12 protein-coding genes and 1 pseudogene are annotated in these 19,235 nt (G+C 31.1%); 8 read left to right on the top strand and 5 right to left on the bottom strand.

Annotation, left to right across the window (positions count from 1 at the left end; genetic code table 11):
- Positions 1-3: 3 nt before the first annotated feature.
- The 7 genes from CLV86_RS13505 to CLV86_RS13475 all read left to right on the top strand — a co-directional run bounded on the left by CLV86_RS13505 (position 4) and on the right by CLV86_RS13475 (position 13,026).
- Complete coding sequence (locus tag CLV86_RS13505) at positions 4-1,968, top strand: site-specific DNA-methyltransferase (RefSeq protein WP_121053107.1); 1,965 nt, start codon at positions 4-6, stop codon at positions 1,966-1,968.
- A 2-nt stretch (positions 1,969-1,970) separates the two neighbouring features.
- The gene (locus CLV86_RS13500; RefSeq protein WP_121053105.1) at positions 1,971-4,994 is read left to right on the top strand and encodes a type III restriction-modification system endonuclease; all 3,024 of its coding nucleotides are present in this window, start codon (positions 1,971-1,973) and stop codon (positions 4,992-4,994) included.
- An 11-nt stretch (positions 4,995-5,005) separates the two neighbouring features.
- Positions 5,006-5,302, top strand: coding sequence for a hypothetical protein (locus CLV86_RS13495; protein WP_121053103.1), 297 nt, complete (start codon positions 5,006-5,008; stop codon positions 5,300-5,302).
- A gap of 9 nt (positions 5,303-5,311) precedes the next feature.
- Positions 5,312-9,727 carry an L-histidine N(alpha)-methyltransferase gene (locus CLV86_RS13490; protein ID WP_121053101.1) on the top strand — a complete coding sequence of 1,472 codons (4,416 nt, stop codon included), beginning with the start codon at positions 5,312-5,314 and terminating at the stop codon, positions 9,725-9,727.
- Positions 9,727-10,338 carry an alpha-ketoglutarate-dependent dioxygenase AlkB gene (locus CLV86_RS13485; protein ID WP_121053098.1) on the top strand — a complete coding sequence of 204 codons (612 nt, stop codon included), beginning with the start codon at positions 9,727-9,729 and terminating at the stop codon, positions 10,336-10,338. The genes CLV86_RS13490 and CLV86_RS13485 overlap by 1 nt, the downstream gene beginning before the upstream one ends.
- A 5-nt stretch (positions 10,339-10,343) precedes the next feature.
- A complete protein-coding gene (locus CLV86_RS13480) occupies positions 10,344-12,308 on the top strand; it encodes a DUF2779 domain-containing protein (RefSeq protein ID WP_121053096.1) in 1,965 nt (654 codons plus the stop codon).
- 124 nt (positions 12,309-12,432) lie between these two features.
- Positions 12,433-13,026 (top strand): recombinase family protein, encoded by a 594-nt coding sequence (locus CLV86_RS13475; protein WP_121053094.1) that lies wholly within the window; start codon positions 12,433-12,435, stop codon positions 13,024-13,026.
- Positions 13,027-13,031: 5 nt separating this feature from the next.
- On the opposite strand, the gene CLV86_RS13470 is transcribed toward CLV86_RS13475, so the two are convergent.
- From CLV86_RS13470 to uvrA, 4 genes and pseudogenes are all read right to left on the bottom strand, one after another.
- Positions 13,032-13,802: a TIGR02757 family protein gene (locus tag CLV86_RS13470; RefSeq protein WP_121053092.1), complete on the bottom strand. Its 771-nt coding sequence runs from the start codon at positions 13,800-13,802 to the stop codon at positions 13,032-13,034.
- Positions 13,803-13,857: 55 nt separating this feature from the next.
- Positions 13,858-14,364 (bottom strand): annotated as a pseudogene (locus CLV86_RS13465) (DUF2400 domain-containing protein); the annotation flags it as partial.
- A 106-nt stretch (positions 14,365-14,470) separates the two neighbouring features.
- Positions 14,471-14,638, bottom strand: a complete 168-nt coding sequence (locus tag CLV86_RS13460; protein WP_121053090.1) for a lmo0937 family membrane protein — start codon at positions 14,636-14,638, stop codon at positions 14,471-14,473.
- A 103-nt stretch (positions 14,639-14,741) separates the two neighbouring features.
- The gene (gene uvrA, locus CLV86_RS13455; RefSeq protein ID WP_121053088.1) at positions 14,742-17,573 is read right to left on the bottom strand and encodes an excinuclease ABC subunit UvrA; all 2,832 of its coding nucleotides are present in this window, start codon (positions 17,571-17,573) and stop codon (positions 14,742-14,744) included.
- Positions 17,574-17,820: 247 nt separating this feature from the next.
- Here uvrA and CLV86_RS13450 point away from each other — a divergent pair, with 247 nt between their 5' ends.
- Positions 17,821-18,348, top strand: a complete 528-nt coding sequence (locus CLV86_RS13450) for a hypothetical protein (protein WP_121053086.1) — start codon at positions 17,821-17,823, stop codon at positions 18,346-18,348.
- A 13-nt stretch (positions 18,349-18,361) separates the two neighbouring features.
- Here the strand turns inward: CLV86_RS13450 and CLV86_RS13445 are convergent, their stop codons facing one another.
- The gene (locus CLV86_RS13445) at positions 18,362-19,099 is read right to left on the bottom strand and encodes a hypothetical protein (protein WP_121053084.1); all 738 of its coding nucleotides are present in this window, start codon (positions 19,097-19,099) and stop codon (positions 18,362-18,364) included.
- Positions 19,100-19,235 lie beyond the last annotated feature (136 nt).

Here is a 19,235-nt window from a genome sequence, read left to right as displayed (position 1 = left end):
TTTATGGAACAGATTAAAAAAGGCAGTAAGTTATCTATGAGTAAAGATTTATTGCAAGAAAATATAGAAAAACTTAAAGAGCTATTTCCAGAATTAATAACCGAAAACAAAATTGATTTTGATGTCTTTAGAGATGTTTTCGGTGATGAAGTTGAAGAAGAAGATGAATACTACCGTTTTACATGGGCTGGTAAAGCACAAGCCAGACGTGAAGCGCATAAACCAAGCACAGGTACTTTACGCCCAGCTAAAGAAGAGAGTGTAGATTGGGACACTACAGAAAATGTATACATAGAAGGTGATAACTTAGAAGTGTTGAAACTGCTACAAAAAAGTTATGCTGGTAAAATAAAAATGATTTACATAGACCCACCATATAATACAGGTAAGGACTTTGTATATAAAGATGATTACAAAGATAACTTACGCAATTACCAAGAAGTTACTGGACAGTTCGATGAAGAAGGAAATAAATTAAGCACAAACTCAGATAGTGACGGACGTTATCATTCTAACTGGTTGAATATGATGTATCCTCGTCTGCGTTTGGCTCGTAATTTATTGAAAGATGATGGTGCTATTTTAGTTAATATGGATGAGAATGAAGTTCTAAATTTACATAAAATTTTAAATGAAATTTATGGGGAGGAAAATGATTTAGGTACAATAATTTGGGATAAAAGAAACCCAAAAGGGGATTCTAAAGGGATTGCATATCAACATGAAAACATTCTTGTATTTACAAAAAGTAAAGAAGCTTTTTTAGAAAAGACTGTACTTGTCAGACCAAAAAAAAATGCGAAAACTATTTTAAAAAAAGCAGAAAGTTTATTTAAGAAAATAAGTGAATCTTCTTTAGAGGAAATAAATAAAGAATTTTCTCAATGGATTAACTCTAAAACAGAATTTAGTGGAGGGGAAAAAGCTTATAATAAAATGGATGAAAATGGAAATGTTTACCAATCAGTCTCTATGGCTTGGCCAAACAAGAAAAAAGCACCTCAAGATTACTTTGTTCCTTTAATCCATCCAGAAACAAACAAGGAATGTGTTATACCACCAAGAGGCTGGAGGAACCCAAGTTCAACAATGAACGAATTACTAGACAAAAACCTCGTTTTGTTTGGTAAAGATGAGACTATACAGCCAAGAAAAAAATATTTATTATCTAAAAACATGTTTGAAAATATCCCTTCTCTACTATACTATGGAGGAAGTGATACTGCCCTACTTGAAGATTTAGATATACCATTTGACACGCCAAAAGTTGTAGAAGTCTGCAAACAACATATTGGTAGTTTTACTAAAGAAAATGATATTGTATTAGATTTCTTCTCTGGTTCAGCAACTGTAGCTCATGCAACTATGAAATTAAATTTAGAAGAAAAATCAAATAGAAAACATATTCAAATTCAACTTCCAGAGCATGTCTATGAAAAAAGTGAAGCCTTTAAAGCTGGATATAAAACAATTACGGAAATAGGAAAAGAACGTATCCGTAGAGCTGCAAAAAAGATAGTAGAGGAAAACCCAGAAAGAGCTAAAGAATTGGATTTAGGATTTAAAGTGTTCAAACTAGATAGCAGTAATATAAAAGGATGGGATGGTAACCCAGAAGATTTAGAAGCTAACCTTTGGGATGCTGTAAGTAATATAAAAACAGACAGAACAGAAGAAGATGTATTGTACGAAATACTTTTAAAATATGGTTTAGATTTAACCTTACCAATAGAAGAAAAAACTATTGAAGGTAAAACAGTATTTAATGTAGGTTTTGGTGCATTGTTTATTTGTTTAGGAAATAATTTAACTAATAAAGTTGCAGAAGGTATTGGGTTGTGGAAAAAAGAATTAGCACCAGAAATGTGTCGTGTTATATTTAAGGATACAGGCTTTACAGATGTAGAAAAAACAAATTCGGTACAAACTTTAAAACGTTTTGGTATCACAGAAATTAAAAGTATTTAAAAATGAAAATTCAATTTGATGCTGCGTTAGACTACCAAAAAGAAGGTATAAACGCAATAGTAGATATATTTCAAGGTCAAGAAGTTTGTGAGGCTAATTTTACGGTGTATTCTCCAGAGTTTTTAGCAAAACAACATAATATATCGTTTAACGAAATTGGTTATGGAAACCGTTTAACGATAAGCGAAGGTAAGTTGCTAGAAAATGTGCAAAACATTCAACTAGCCAATGGTTTAAAACCATCAGAACGTAAAGAGGTTAACCGAAATCATTTAGACTTTACCATCGAAATGGAAACTGGTACTGGTAAAACATATGTGTATTTACGTTCTATTATGGAGCTGTACCGTAAATATGGCTTTTCTAAACATATTATTGTAGTGCCTTCCATTCCTATTAAAGAAGGTGTTTATAAGTCGTTAGAAATTACCAAGGAGCATTTTAAACAGTTGTACGATAATATTAATTACAACTTCTTTATTTACGATAGTAGTAAATTAAACGAAGTCCGTGATTTTTCTACCAACGATGGTTTAGAAATTATGGTTATAAATATTGATGCCTTTTCTAAAAGTTTTGTAAACCCTAAAAAGGATAATAAAACCAATATTATTCACAGATATAACGATAGTTTAGGGTACAAACCTTTAGACCTTATTAAAAACACAAATCCAGTTGTTTTTATAGATGAGCCACAAAGTACCATGAGTACACCTATTCGTAAAAAAGCAGTACAAAGTTTACATCCATTATCTATTATTAGGTATTCTGCTACACATAAGGAAAAAGTAAACCTAATGTACAAGCTGGATGCTATTGATGCTTATGATAAAAAATTAGTAAAACAAATAGAAGTTGGTTCTGTACGAACAGAAGGCGTAAACAATCAAGCTTATATTCGTTTAGTAAGTGTAAAAATTAGCAAAGGATTCCCAGTGGCTAAAGTAGAAGTAGATGCGTTTAAGAATGGAAGTATTACCAGAAAAACCTACACTGTAAAGCAAAATGAAGACTTAGAACAACTAACAGATAGAATTGAGTACGAAGGCTATATAATAAAAGATATTCATGCTGTAGATGGTAATGAGTATATAGATTTTACAAGTAAAGAAGATGTAATTCGTTTAGGTCAGTCCATTGGTGCTGTAGATGAAAAGCAAGTAAAAACAGCTTTAATAAGTAAAACAATTGAAGAGCATTTAGATAAAGAGCTTATTTTAAATCCTCAAGGTATTAAAGTACTAAGTTTGTTTTTTATTGATTCTGTTAGTAAGTACCGTGTGTACGATGAAGAAGGAAATGCTGAAAATGGTGAGTATGCCGAGATATTTGAAAAAGAGTATTTAAAGCTAATTACCAAACCAAAATATGTAAGTCTATTTGAAGAAATTACCGATGATGAAAAAGATGCTTCGGCTGTACATAATGGATATTTCTCAATAGATAAAAAGAGTAAATCCAGTAACAAAAAAGACAAGTTCGAGTATTTTAAAGATACCACAGGAAAAGTAAAAGCAGATGAAGATACTTACAGTTTAATTATGCGAGACAAAGAAATGCTGTTAAGCTTCAAGTCTAAATTACGTTTTATCTTTTCGCATTCAGCATTAAAAGAAGGATGGGATAATCCTAATGTATTTCAAATCTGTACGCTTAAAGATGCTGGTAATTCAGAAATAAAAAGAAGACAAGAAATTGGTAGAGGTTTGCGTTTATGCGTTAACCAAGATGGAGAACGTATTTATGGTCATGAAGTCAATACACTTACAGTAATGGCTACAGAATCTTACAGCGATTTTGTAAGTAACTTTCAAAAAGAAGTAGAATCAGATACTGGTATCCGTTTCGGAATTTTAGAGTCCCACAGTTTTGCTAATGTGGTGTTGGCTATTGAAGACGAAACACCAGTGTATTTAGGTCAGAAAAAATCTGAAGAATTATTCAAGCATTTATTAACTCAAGGCTATATTGATGCTAGAGGAAAAGTGCAAGACGAATTAAGAACCGACTTAAAAAATGATAATGTTAAGTTACCAGAAGAAATTACTGAAAACAAACACGTTTTAAAACAAGTATTAAGTAATTTAAAAGATGCTGCTGGTAAACTCGAAATTAAAAATAAAGACGAAAAGAAAAGAGTAAAAGTAAATAAACGAGTATTGGACAGTCCAGAATTTAAAGCACTTTGGGAACGTGTAAAATACAAAACAACTTTTTCTGTAGATTTTGATTCAGCTAGTTTAGTAAAAGAGTGTATTAATGCATTAGATGATAGATTAAAAATTACTAGAGGAAAACTACATTATAGTAAAGCATCGCTTTCAATTGATATTGGAGGTGTTGAAGCCGAGATAAAACCTAATAGTGTTAGAACCGAAACATTAAATGAAGAAGTAGAAGTGCTTCCAGATATTGTTGGCTATTTGCAAAATGAAACGCAACTAACTAGAAAGTCAATAGTAGAAATACTTACAGGAACAACTAGGTTACCGTATTTTAAAATTAATCCTCAAAAATTTATTGAAGGTTGTATAGATATTATTAATGAGCAAATGCGAATGCATATTATTGATGGTATTCAATACAAAAAGATTGATGATACTGAATATTATAGTCAAGAACTTTTTGAAAATGAAGAGTTATTCGGATATCTTAAAAACAACTTAAAAGAAAGTACAAAGTCACCTTACGACTATGTTGTCTATGATTCTAATGTAGAATCTACACTAGCTAACGATTTTGAAGAAAGTGAAAATATTTCTGTGTATGCCAAGCTACCAAACTGGTTTAAGATTGATACACCTCTAGGAACTTATAATCCAGATTGGGCTATTCTTTGGAAGGATGAAAATGAAGAAAAACTATTCTTTGTAGTAGAATCTAAAGGAAGTACTGGACTATTTGATTTAAGACCAAAAGAACAAGGTAAAATAGATTGTGGTAAAAAACACTTTACAGCTTTGGATAGTGAAATGATTGTTGCTGCTAATATGGATGATGTTACTAATGAGGTGTTGATGAAGTAAAAATTTTTAAAATGAAAAAAGAAATAGTACTGCTAGATAGCCCATTGTATTTTGAATGTCCAATAACAGGAGAAGTTATAATTGATGAGGAAAATGAAGTAAATAATGAGGTTTCAAGTGCTACTGAGTTTATTTATTACGATGGTGAGTTTGAGTTTAGCAAGAAATGGGTTGAAAAAGCGTATACAGGAGATATAATCAAGTTTATAGAATTGGAATCCAAAGACACTAAAAATATTATTTGCTATGAACTTGTTATGGGTTCTGGGCCTAGTTTAGATAATTTATTTATTGGAATAAAAAATTAAAGAAATTGTATGAGTATAAACAGCACCGCATATTACGATTTACTATTTGAAATAGCAGAGGAAAACAATAAGACCTTACCATATCGTGTTAAAGAATTAAAACGTATTCTTCAATTAATTGCTTCAGATTATACTGCTGAAACCTCTATACAATTCCCAAGTTTGTATGCCAGATTAGATTTTATATACAGAAAAGAACAGTTAACTGGAAACCTAAAGAGGAGTTTGGGAGCTTTGAGATTTAATACTAAAACAAATGATACCATTAACAAAATAGATGAAGGGCACTTTTATGGATATTTACTAACTGTAGGTAAATTTATAGAGAAGCTAACATCTAGTCCAATACCAAATTGGTTTGTTAGTATTACAGATAAAGCAACGTACGACACTTATGAGCCACCAAAAGCCAAAGCGCATTATAATGCCTTAGTTGGGTACGTTTGGGATAAAACAAGTAACCATATTATTGTAGATACTGATGATGGGAATCAGTTTAAAATACCATTACAAGATGATTATCTATTAAAAGAATATGCCGATACGCTGGATATAATTCAAGTAGGTGATAAATTATCCTTATTAGAAGTTAAAATTGATGAGAATGACAATTGTTTGCCATTACATATTGTATATCAACCAGATTATCTAATTGATATTTCAGCTGTAGCAGAGTGTTTTCAAAACATTGGAGGTAATGAAATAGCACCATGGCAACTGTTTTTTATTAAACGAATGATTGAAGTGGAAGCTTCGGCTGCCTTATTAAAGGGAAATGTTTCTAACTTTTTTATGGATGAGTTAGTGTATGCACCTAGAGATAATCAGCCTTTATTTAGCAACCTCATAAAAGAAACTTTTAAGAATAGTCCTTTTCAGTACACTGTCTTATTTAAAGATGACCAGGAGCTAAAAAGTTTTGTGCAAAAAACAAGAGAGCAATTCGATAATTTAAAACGTGTAGTACAGTTAGATTTTGAAAGTGATGGAGTTGATATAAATAAAGATAGTACAGTTTTAGAACCCGCTTTCATAAACGAAAAAATAGGATTACAAGGACGTTTAGATGTGTTGGACAAATCTAATCAAGCAGCAAAAATTATAGAATTAAAATCTGGACGTTTACCATGGTCAAGAGATAATTCGCCTACAAAAGTTAGCGACAATCATGCAGCGCAAGCAAGAATGTATCGTATGATGTTACGACAGGTATACAATATGCCAGATAACAATATTGAAGCTGCTATTTGTTATTCCTCAGCTACTATCCAAGGTGAGAATATAAGATGGGTACCTAAATATGTCGATTTTGATAAAAGAATACTAAATACTAGAAACGTTATTGTTAGTAAGGAAAGAGCCGTAGTTTCTGCTGAGAGCAGTGATATTATAAGTCAGTTTTTCAGTGAATTAGGATTTGAAAAACTAGGAATCGATTTGCATCCTAAATTAGAGTGGTTTAGAAGAGATTTTGATGCTATCCAAGATGCTTTAAGAAAATTAGATAATGATGAGTTACAATATTTTTTAGCTTTTTACCAATTTGTTGCTCAAGAACTAATGCTTTCTAAAATAGGCGATGGTAAATATTCTAAAGGTCATGCTGCACTTTGGAATAAGGAAGATGTTAGTGAAAATGATGAAAGTGATGCAATAGAGCCTTTAAAAATTGAGAATAACTATAGTGATGATGAAGTAAATCCAAGATTAATACTAAAACATACTGCTCTTTTAGATTCCGATGCATTTAATTTTAGACGAGGTGATATTTGTGTACTCTACCAAAAAGCCGAAAAGGATGCTCTTGTTACTCAAGGCCAGATTTTTAAGTGTTCTATTTCAAAAGAGATAGATAATGATGGTTGTATGGAAGTTGTTTTTAGATACAAGCAAAATGCAGTAGCTAAAGATAAAATTTTCAACAACGATAAACCTTGGTGTATAGAACACGATAGTCTCGACCATTCATTCCATAGCATGTTTAAGAGCTTATTCAAGTTTATCAAAACAGATAGGTCTAAACGAGATTTATTACTTGGAAAACGAGCTCCAGAAGAGTTTGATTGTGAGTTAAAAGAGTTTGTTACCGAAGACGAAAATAAAAACCCAGAATCAAGAAAAGAGCAAAATAAAATATTAAGTGAAGCATTATCGGCAAAAGATTATTATCTATTAATTGGCCCTCCAGGAACTGGTAAAACCAGCATCATGTTAAAGCACTTGGTAAGACAGCTTCATAGTTCTATAGAAGGTAATATTTTGGTTTTAGCATACACTAATCGCGCTGTAGATGAGATTTGTGAGTCGATTAATAATGCTATTATAAATTTTGAAGACCAAAATGATGGCCGTATTAATTTTGGACGAACAGATAGAAACTTTATTAGAATAGGTTCAAGATTAGGAACTGCTACAGAACATCACCATAACTTATTAGATGGCATTGCAGAAGGCTGCACCAATAGAGCTGAACTAGTGGAGGTTTTATCAAAACACCGTGTTTTTGTTTCAACAGTATCATCAATTATTAATAAAACAGAACTTTTTAAAATCAAGAAATTCGATACGGTTATTATTGATGAAGCTTCACAGATATTAGAACCTCAATTGGTTGGTTTATTAGGGAGGTTTAAAAAGTTTATTCTTATTGGAGACCATAAACAGTTACCAGCAGTTTCATTACAAAGTCAAGAACAAGCAAAAAGATTTGATTCTAGTTTAAAAAGTATTGGTATTGGTGATTTGAGAGAGTCTTACTTTGAGAGAATGCTACGATTATCAAAAGATAAAGGATGGAAACATGCTTCTAATATGTTGAGCTTCCAAGGACGAATGCATAAAAGTGTTGCTACATTTCCAAATCACTGTTTTTATGGAAATAAATTAAAGATAGCTGGTTTACGCCACCAAACTGGAGCATTGCCATTCAGAACTTTCGAAAATAACATCCAAAAATATTTAGGGAATAGACGATTATTATATATTCCAAGTAAAGTTACAGAGTCTAGTAACAGAAAAACAAACGAGTTTGAAGCCCAAACTACTGCAAAACTGGTGCAGCAAATTATTGATTTATACAACAATAATGAAGGCACTCTACTTACTGACAAAAATGAGTTGAGAGAAGTTAAATACCAATCACAAAAAACCATTGGTATTATTACGCCCTACAGGAATCAAATAGCATTAATAAAGAAAGAGTTAGAAAAAGCTGAAATCCCTAATTGGGAAGGTATTGCTGTTGATACCGTAGAACGATACCAGGGAAGTCAAAAAGATATTATTATTTTGAGCTTATGTGTTAACTCTCTCGCTCAGTTAGAGTTTTTGTCTGCAAACACTACGGTTGATAGTGATACAGGAGAACTTGTGGACAGGAAGCTAAATGTGGCTCTTACCAGGGCTAAAGAACAGCTTATATTGATAGGGAATCCATATTATATTTCTAATGTTTCTATTTACTATAAATTAACTCAGTTTATAAAATCTAGAGGAGGTTTAATTGAAGAAGGAGTTGATGGTTTGCTAACTGGAGACATATCTTTTAATGAAGAACTTGATTTGAAAAAGACCTCTACTGAAGAAGAGGTACAACTACCAGACGCCTCTTTTAATTTGGTTTTTAATGAGCTTGTTTTGAATCCTATAAAAGATAGAAGTCCTAATTATCCAAAGGGTATTTTGGGATATGATAATGAATATAACCGCACAACGGTTATTGGTTATGGACGAGCTAATTTTGATGAAGTTATCATTACTCATGAGCCGAAAGACCGTACCTTATTGTATTGCTATTACAATATGAGGAAACATTATTTTTCTCAATTAGCTATTTTTAAATCCTTTGACGAGTTATTCCAAAATGAATTACAAAACAATTCTAAGAAAATGGTTTTTGTCGATTGGGGATGTGGACCATGTACTGCTGGAATAGCACTTCAGTCATATTTAAACACAGCTCAAGAAAATGCTATGATTGAATATGTTGGAATTGATATTTCAACCGCAATGTTAGAAAAGGCCAAATCATTTTTACAATCTTCAATGTTTGGAGTTAATTTTAATTATAATTTGGTGACAAATTTCTCTGATATTGAAGAAGCTCAATTTGAAGATATGCTATCGCAAACAAAGCTTTGCATTTTTAACTTTTCTTATTTTTTTGGAAACATTAACTCAGAACAAGCTAAGCTATTAGCAGAGTTTATTAATCAATTGGTTGAGAGATTTCCATTGAATAAGTACTCTATATTATTCCAGAATTCTGCTATGGAAAAGAGAAATCATAGTTATAATGTGTTTAAAAGAACACTAAAAGCCTATAATTCAAAATTAAGTAGACGAGAAGTTGTTAGATACAAAAATAACGAAATGTCAAGGTATGAGAAAGATGAAAAAGTGTATTTTGAATTATTAGAATTGTAATGGATTTATTTGGAACATATAAAACAGATGAAGAGGTTAATGAAGAACTTGTATCACAAATAAACGGTCTAGTTTATAAAGAGCATTTTCTCACTGAAACTGAAGAAAGAACACTTATCGATATTATTGATAAGCAACCTTGGTTGGATGATTTAAAAAGGAAAGTTCAACACTATGGGTATAAGTATGACTATCGAGCAAGGAAAATTAATCAAAACTTTAGGTTAGGTGAATTACCCGATTGGAGTAAGGGTTTATGTGACAAGCTATTGAGTAAAGGTGTTGTTGATTTTATACCCGACCAAATTATTGTCAATAATTATGAGCCTGGACAAGGTATAGCGATGCATGTAGATTGTGAACCCTGTTTTAGTGAGACAATTATATCTTTAAGTTTAGCTTCTGACACTGTGATGGATATAAAAAATATTAAATCCAAAGAAAAGATTAGTATTTTGCTTAAACGTAGGTCGTTGTTAGTATTTAGTAACGAATCTAGATATTTGTACGAACATGGTATTGCTTCTCGCAAATCTGACAAATTTAATGAGTCAAAAAGGAACCGTGAGCGTAGGATATCATTAACATTTAGAAAAGTTATTTTGGAGTAAAAATTATGAGAGTCCTCACCAAATCCAGATTTAAATTAGGTTTAGAATGTCCCAATAAGCTATTCTACACTAAAAAAGTTGAGTACTCAAATCAAAAAACCGATGATACATTTTTACAAGCTTTGGCTCAAGGTGGATTCCAGGTAGAAGAACTGGCACGTATGCATTACCCAAATGGAGTTTTAATTGAAGGGAATGATTGGGATTATGAGAGACTAGCAGAGCAAACTAAAATATTACTCTTACAAGAAAATATAATCATATTTGAAGCTGCTTTTTTTATAGACAATCTATTTATACGGACGGACATTTTAATTAAGCAAGGCAGCAATATTAAACTTATAGAAGTTAAGGCAAAATCATATAGTCCTTCCAATGATTATACTTTTATAGGAAAGAAAGGTGGCCTTGTTTCAAGTTGGAAGTCATATTTGTTTGATATCGCATTTCAAAAATATGTTATACAGCTAGTCTATCCAGGTTGGTCAATTAATCCTTATCTAATGATGGCTAATAAAGAGGCCAAAGCTTCCATCGATGGTCTCAATCAATTGTTTAGAATAAGTAAACAAGCCGATAATAGAACAGGTATTGTAAAATTGGAATCAGATATTTCGAAATTAGGGACTTCAGTTTTAGGGAAAGTTGATATCAGTCAAGCTGTAGAAGGTATAATGACAGATAAATACAAGTTTCATGATAACATGGGCTTTATAGAATCGATTACGCTATTAAAAGAAGCCTATTTAGAAGATAGGTATTATAATTGGCCAACAAGTTATAGAGCATGTAAAAGTTGTGAATTTAAAACTACAGATACCGAAGAAAATGAAGGGAAATTATCGGGATTTAAAACATGTTTTAGGAAGCAACACCAATGGACAAATAGAGATTTTAACACTCCAAACACTTTTGATATTTGGGACTTTAGACGAGGAGAAAAATTGTTTTCTGAAGGAGTTATTTTTAAAAAAGACATCACTCCAGAAGCTATAGGTTATAAAGAAGAAGCTGGGAAGTTATCTAGAACTGAGAGACAGTGGATTCAAATAGAAAAAGATATAAATGAGGATAATACTAGTTATGTCGATGTCGATGGGCTGAAGCAAGAAATGGCCTCCTGGATTTATCCCTTTCATTTTATAGATTTTGAAACCAGTACAGTAGCATTGCCATTTAATAAAGATAGAAGACCTTATGAGCAAATAGCATTTCAATTTTCGCATCATACTTATCACGAAGATGGTACAATTCATCATGCTTCAGAATATATTAATAATAAACCTGGAGTTTTTCCCAATTTTGAGTTTATCAGACAATTAAAAAAAGTGCTTGCAGCAGATGTTGGTACTATATTCAAATTTGCTGCTCATGAAAATACAATTGTAAATGCTATTTATGAACAATTATTAGATTCGGATGAAGATGATAAACATGAACTTATAGATTTTATACAAACTATTTCGCATAGTAAAAGGAATAGTGTTACGACCTGGAGAGGAAATCGTGACATGGTTGACTTGTGTGAAGTCATTAAGAAATATTATTATAATCCCTATGCCAAAGGTTCTAACTCCATTAAAATGGTATTACCAGCAATATTAAAAAGTAGTGTTTTTCTAAAAGATAAATATTCAAAGGCTATAGGAGATATTAAAGTTTCAAGCAAAAATTTCGACTCCAATCATATATGGTTGAAAATTGAAGATAATGAGGTTGTGAATCCTTATAAATTATTGCCAAAGGTATTTGAAGATTGGACAGAAGAGCAAATAGAACTGTCATTATCTGAAATTGAGGATATAGCGGATGGAGGAGCTGCTCTTACTGCTTACGGTAAATTACAATATACTGATATGTCTAACCAGGAAAGAGAACAACTTACAAGTGCACTATTGAAATATTGTGAGTTGGACACGCTCGCTATGGTAATGATATTGGAATATTTCAAAAATGAATTGGTTATCTGAAGTGTATATTTTTAGAGTATGCTTCAAAATGACACACTTAATTTGAACTGTAGATAAGTTTTCAGGTGTATATTTTTGACATCCTAAAAATATACACTATATTTACTTAATAACGTTTTAAATTATGAAGGTAAAATATATTAGAGTTTCTACATTAGAGCAAAACACAGATAGACAGCAAATCAATTCAGATAAGTTCCAAACTGTTTATATCGATAAAATTAGTGGAGCTATTCCATTCTTCGAAAGGCCACAAGGAAAAAAACTAACAAACGATATTATTAATAATAAAGTTGATGAAGTTCATATTTCTTCAATTGATAGAATGGGAAGAAACATCTTAGACATTCTGACTGTTTCAGAATTCTTTAATCAACACAATGTTAATTTATATGTTGAAAATATTGGGATGTATTCTATGGTGGATAGTAAACCAAATCCAATATTTAAAATGATTATTAGTGTTCTTGGAAACGTGGCAGAAATGGAACGAACTAATATGTTAGAACGTCAACGTCAGGGAATTGAGATTGCTAAAGCTAAAGGAAAATATAAAGGTCGTCTTTATGGTGTTGCTATGAGTAATGATGAGTTTTTAATTAAATACAAAAAAGTAAAGCAAGAACTTGAAAATGGTGAGTCACTTAGAAGAGCAGCTAAACTTGGAGAATGTTCATTAGGTACTGCTCAAAAAGTAAAGAGATTGATAAGTTCATAAAAATATTAAAACCCTTCAAAAACACCTAGGCCAAAAAGTGCAAAGTCATATTTTACAGGGTCACTTTTGTCTAATAACCTTAAACTAGTATCTAATTCAGCTAGAGCTTTGGCATCATTTTGTTTTCGTTTTAAAAGACCTAATTTTCTTGCAACATTCCCAGAATGTACGTCTAAAGGACAAGACAATGCTGAAGCATCAATTGTTTTCCAAATACCAAAATCTACACCAGCACTATCATCTCTACAATTCCATCTAAGCCACATATTAATTCTTTTCGCAGCGGAGCCCTTCAATGGGTCGCTAACATGCTTAGTTGTTCTTTTTGGATGCTCTATTTCAAAAAATATTTTTTTAAATTCTGAAATTGATTGTTGTGTTGAGTTATTTGAAATATTTTTTGAGAAAATGTCTTCTAAACCTTTATGATTGGAATAAATATTCTTTAAACTTTTTATAAAGAAGCCTAAGTCCTCACTATTGAAAGTTCTATGCACGAATCCTTCAAATCGTGCCAGGTCTTCATTACTATGGCTCATAACAAAATCATAGGGAGAGTTTCCCATCAACTCCATAATTTTATTAGCATTTTTAATAATACTCTTTCTATTTCCCCAGGCAATAGTAGCTGATAAAAAACCAGATATTTCTATATCTTCTTTTAAGGAATACTTATGTGGAATTGAAATTGGGTCTGAATCTATAAACTCTAGAGTATTATATTCATTAACTTTATTATCTAAAAACTCTTTAAGCTCCTTTTTATTTAGTTTCATAAACAAATATAGCTAAAATGAGTTATTAATTTAACACACAAATTACCTGTATTTACATGTTAATTCTTTTTGCTGCAGAATTTTTTAATGGGTCGCTTACGTGTTTTTGTGTACGTTGCAAATGTTCAATTTCGAAAAAAGACTGTTTAAAAAAGTGAATTGCTTTTTGTAAAGAATCATTTTCGGCATGGGTTGCAAATATAGCTTCTAATCCATTATGTTTTTTGTAGATATGGTTAAGGCTTTTTATAAACGTTATAAAATCTAAGCCATTAAATGTTCTATGTACAAAAGGTTCTAATTTTTCTAAATCCTGTTCTTGATGGTTTATTACAAAATCACACGGAGAATTATCAAGTAATTGCATCATCCTATTTGCATTATTTATAATGCTTTTTCTATTGCCCCAAGCAATAGTAGCACTTAAAAAGCCTGCAATTTCAATATCTTCTTTTTTACTAAAACGATGAGGAATTTGTATTGGATCGCTAGTTATAAAATCTGGCCTATTGTATTGTTCTACTTTTGAGTCTAAAAATTCTTTAAGTTCTTTTTTATTCATCATTATAACTTAAATATGTTTTACAAGAATAGTGATTTATAATTTTAATGAAAATAAAAAAGGTAACCATTTACGGTTACCTTTATTTAATATGTTATAATTATGTTTATAATGGTTTTCTACCTGATATAATATTGTAAAGAATAACTATTACAGCTATAACTAATAGAATGTGAATTAAACTGTTTCCACTCATTCCAGGCATAACTCCTAAAAATCCTAGAAGCCATACAATAATACAAATGACGGCTACAAGCCAAAGAATACTTCTCATAATAATATAGTTTAATGGTTAATAATAACTAATTTAAGAATTTTTCTGACGCTCTTGTGTTAATAAACTTATAAAGCTATTATCTCTTATTTTAAAGCAAAAACTATTTTAATTCTTTTTTAAGAAACTTCGCAGTGTAACTTTTTTTATGTTTTGCAACTTGTTCTGGAGTACCTTCTACAATAATTTGTCCGCCACCTTGTCCACCTTCGTAACCAACATCTATAATATGATCTACTGTTTTTATTACGTCTAGATTATGTTCTATAATTAACACGGTATTACCTTTATCTGCTAATTTGTTTAAAACAATCATTAGTACTCGAATATCTTCAAAATGCAAACCGGTTGTAGGTTCGTCTAAAATATAAAAAGTATTTCCTGTATCTCGTTTGCTTAGTTCTGTAGCTAATTTAATGCGTTGTGCTTCTCCTCCAGAAAGAGTTGTACTTTGTTGTCCTAGAGTAATGTAACCTAAACCTACATCTTGTATGGTTTTTAGTTTTCTATAAATTTTAGGAATATTTTCAAAATACTCTACAGCTTCATTAATAGTCATGTCTAGCACATCACTAATGCTTTTTCCTTTATATCTAATTTCTAATGTTTCTCTATTGAAACGTTTACCTTGGCATGTTTCGCACTCTACGTAAACATCTGGAAGAAAATTCATTTCAATAACACGTAATCCTCCACCTTTACAAGTCTCACAACGTCCACCAGCAACATTAAAGCTAAATCTTCCAGGTTTATAGCCTCTAATCATAGCTTCTGGTATTTTAGCAAATAAACTTCTTATTTCTCCAAATGTTCCGGTATAGGTTGCAGGATTACTACGTGGTGTCCTACCAATAGGAGATTGGTTTATATCTATAACTTTATCGCAGTGTTCTAAACCTTTTATGCTTTTATATGGCATTGGTTTTTTTACACCATTAAAATAATAGGCATTAAGTATGGGATAGAGTGTTTCGTTAATTAATGTAGATTTTCCACTACCAGAAACTCCTGTAACTCCTATCATTTTTCCTAGAGGAAATTTTACCGATACATTTTTTAAGTTATTACCAGTGCAGCCTTTTAATTCAATAAATTTCCCGTTACCTTCACGACGTTTTTTAGGAATTTCAATTTCTTTTTTACCGTTTAAGTATTGTGCTGTTAGTGTATTTTCTTTTAATAGTTGTTTTGGAGTGCCTTGACTTATAATTTCGCCGCCATGTTTTCCAGCTCGCGGACCTATATCAATAACATGATCTGCACTTTCTATCATGTCTTTATCATGTTCAACAACAATTACAGAGTTTCCAATATCTCTAAGTGAAACTAAAGAATTTATAAGTTTTTCATTATCGCGCTGGTGTAAACCTATACTAGGTTCATCTAATATATATAAAACACCTACTAATTGCGAACCAATTTGAGTGGCTAAACGAATACGTTGTGCCTCACCACCAGAAAGCGATTTTGAGTTTCGGTTTAAAGAAAGATAATTAAGACCAACATCTAACAAAAATTGAAGTCTAGCTCGTATTTCCTTAATTATTTCTTCGGCAATTTTAATTTGTTTTTTCGAAAGGTTTTTTTCTAAATCTTGAAACCATTCTGCTAAGTCAACAATATCTTTATTCGCTAATTCGGCAATGTTTTTACCTGCTACTTTAAAATATAAAGATTCTTTACGTAATCTAGAAGCTTCGCAAACAGGACAATTTACTTTGTCCATATATTCTTTTGCCCAGCGTTTTAAGGATGTAGATTCTGCATTTTTATATTGGTTGTCTATAAAATTAGCGACACCTTCAAAATCAATTTTATAATCTCTTGTAATACCTAAAGTTTTACTTTCAACAGAAAATTTATCATTTCCACCGTATAAAATAATTTGTTTAGCTTCTTTTGGGATATTTTTATAAGCGTCTGTTAATTTAAAATTAAAACGCTCTGCAATAAGTTGCAATTGCTTAAAAATCCAACTTTTCTTTTCTGGTCCATGAGGTGCCAAAGCACCATTTTTAATAGATAAAGAATCGTCTGGAATAATTTTATTTTCGTTTACCTGGTATAAGTTTCCAATACCATTACAATTAGGACACGCACCTTTTGGTGAGTTAAATGAAAAATTATTTGGTTCAGGATTTGGATACGATATTCCCGAAGTAGGACACATTAAATTTCTACTAAAATAACGTGCTTTTTGAGTGTCTTGATCTATAACCATTAACACATCGTCACCATGGTACATTGCTGTATTTATGGTTTCATCTAAGCGCTTATCGTTAGCAATTTTATCATCAATCTTAAGTCTATCTATTACAATTTCAATATCATGATTTTTATAACGATCTAGTTTCATTCCTTTTACTAAATCTTTTATTTCACCATCTGTTCTTACTTTTACAAAGCCTTGCTTTGCAATTTGCTCGAATAATTCACGATAATGACCTTTACGAGAACGCACGACAGGCGATAAGATATTTATTTTTTTGCCTTTATAGCTTTCAATAATTAGAGATTTTATTTGCTCATCGCTATAGCTTACCATTTTTTCGCCAGTATTAAAACTATAGGCATCACTGGCACGGGCATAAAGTAGTCTTAAAAAATCGTAAATTTCTGTTATAGTTCCAACTGTTGATCGTGGCGATTTACTTGTTGTTTTTTGCTCGATAGCAATAACAGGAGAAAGCCCATCAATTTTATCAACATCTGGGCGTTCTAAGCCACCCAAAAATTGCCTGGCATACGCCGAAAATGTTTCAATATAACGACGTTGTCCTTCGGCATAAATAGTATCGAAAGCAAGCGATGATTTTCCACTACCAGATAAACCAGTAATTACTACTAATTTTTCTCGCGGAATAGTAACATCGAGATTTTTTAAATTATGAACTCTGGCACCTTGTACCACAATGTTTTCTTCAAAATTCGTCATATAAATAGCTAAATATTGCTGTTTTAAAACAGATTTGCGAAGTTACGGTTTTTAGCGTTCATTTTTAAGCTCAATTAGTTAGGATTTTATTAAAATAGATAGACGATTTGGTATTTAATTTATAAATTCGATTTTAAAATTATGTCACTTCAAAATAATTTTAATGAATAAGAAAGTGAATAAAGCAGTTTTATTTACTTATTTGAATACGACAATAAATTTTAGTAAATAATAAAAATATATAGAAATGAAAATATTAGGAATAGGCTCAAGAATTAGCCATAACGAATACGGTAAAGGTGTAATAACGAATGTTGATAATCAGCAATATTGGGTAACTTTTATAGATAACGGATTAGAAACAATCGCATTAAATGAAGAGATAGAAGTAATTGAATCTGCAGAAAATGAAGTAGATACGGTTAGTTTTTTTGATGTTGAGCAGAGTTTTATGCGTTTACTAAAAAAGTATAGCGATGTTAGTGAGGTTGTACATATTGGAGATAAATGGAAAGGTGGAAAGCTTATTTTAGAACCAGCAGATACTAATTTAAAAAGTAAAGAAATTAAAATTGATGATTTTTTTCATAAAATAACTATGGTTCGAGATAGGCTACGTGTTATGGAACAAAAAATTAATTCTAGTAAAAATCTAGACGAACAAGAGAAAATAGATTTACAGCAATATATTACGCGATGCTATGGAAGTTTAACTACTTTTAATGTATTATTTAAGGTCAAGGAGCAACAGTTTGTAGGGCAGAAGAGTAAGTAAGTTTACAGGCTGTTTACTGAGACTGAGAAGTTTTTATTCCTTCAATCTCAATACCTAAAATCATAAATTTATGGAATGTTGGTAACATCGCTCCAGTTTTAGTTGTTGTCCAATCGTTCCAAGTCGCTTCTAGTCCATCTATTGGTAAAATGGAAGTCCACATTTGGAAACTTTTTGGTTTTCCTGTGTTATCTAAATGCCATAAATAAGAATCTCCTGGAGTAGAGCCACCAGAATTATAGGTTACTAAAAGAGCTTCTTCTCCGTTTTCTAAAGTAACTATAGTTCGCTGTGTACCATCATCAAAAACCTTATAAGGTGCAACTAACCAAAAAGAGTCATTATTAAAATAGGAGATTGCTTTTTCAATAAGTTCTTTACTATTTTCTCCTTCAGTTTTTGTATCATTTTTAAACACTTCGCTTTTTGAACTATCGTTTAAATCTAAATTTACTTTATAGTTTTTCCAATAGACTTCGCAGGTGTTTTCAGCTTTATTCCATTTAAAATGATGACGTTTTTTAAACGTCCATTCTATATAATCGGTAGATTTATATGCTTCATAATTTAAAGCATTTAGCATTTTTAATGCTAAAGTTTCTGAACCAGCTTCTTTGCCAACTGGTAACGCTTCGTTGTATTTAAAATAAAGAAAACCGTAGAGTAGGAGTGTTGGTAATGTGAAAAATACAATTACTCCTATTATTATTTTTAGAATTCTTTTTGGCGTTAATTTTTTCTTTTTTCTCATATTTATATTATAGAAAATAATTGAAATTTAAGATTTTCTTATTTATCGTTTTAAAGTAAAGTGTGCTTTAAACTGTTTCTTAACCGTAGGATTATTAGGTTCTCTATATTCTACAGTAAACCAGTAATCGCTAGTT

The organism is Lacinutrix venerupis (assembly GCF_003663945.1).
Taxonomy (GTDB): domain Bacteria; phylum Bacteroidota; class Bacteroidia; order Flavobacteriales; family Flavobacteriaceae; genus Lacinutrix; species Lacinutrix venerupis.
Note: the sequence above shows the minus strand (reverse complement) of the source record. Positions and strands in the feature narration are given on the sequence as shown.

Coding starts and splice junctions, on each gene's coding strand:
- CLV86_RS13505 (WP_121053107.1), top strand. CDS start 4: ATGGAACAGATTAAAAAAGGCAGTAAGTTATCTATGAGTAAAGATTTA.
- CLV86_RS13500 (WP_121053105.1), top strand. CDS start 1,971: ATGAAAATTCAATTTGATGCTGCGTTAGACTACCAAAAAGAAGGTATA.
- CLV86_RS13495 (WP_121053103.1), top strand. CDS start 5,006: ATGAAAAAAGAAATAGTACTGCTAGATAGCCCATTGTATTTTGAATGT.
- CLV86_RS13490 (WP_121053101.1), top strand. CDS start 5,312: ATGAGTATAAACAGCACCGCATATTACGATTTACTATTTGAAATAGCA.
- CLV86_RS13485 (WP_121053098.1), top strand. CDS start 9,727: ATGGATTTATTTGGAACATATAAAACAGATGAAGAGGTTAATGAAGAA.
- CLV86_RS13480 (WP_121053096.1), top strand. CDS start 10,344: ATGAGAGTCCTCACCAAATCCAGATTTAAATTAGGTTTAGAATGTCCC.
- CLV86_RS13475 (WP_121053094.1), top strand. CDS start 12,433: ATGAAGGTAAAATATATTAGAGTTTCTACATTAGAGCAAAACACAGAT.
- CLV86_RS13470 (WP_121053092.1), bottom strand. CDS start 13,802: ATGAAACTAAATAAAAAGGAGCTTAAAGAGTTTTTAGATAATAAAGTT.
- CLV86_RS13460 (WP_121053090.1), bottom strand. CDS start 14,638: ATGAGAAGTATTCTTTGGCTTGTAGCCGTCATTTGTATTATTGTATGG.
- uvrA (WP_121053088.1), bottom strand. CDS start 17,573: ATGACGAATTTTGAAGAAAACATTGTGGTACAAGGTGCCAGAGTTCAT.
- CLV86_RS13450 (WP_121053086.1), top strand. CDS start 17,821: ATGAAAATATTAGGAATAGGCTCAAGAATTAGCCATAACGAATACGGT.
- CLV86_RS13445 (WP_121053084.1), bottom strand. CDS start 19,099: ATGAGAAAAAAGAAAAAATTAACGCCAAAAAGAATTCTAAAAATAATA.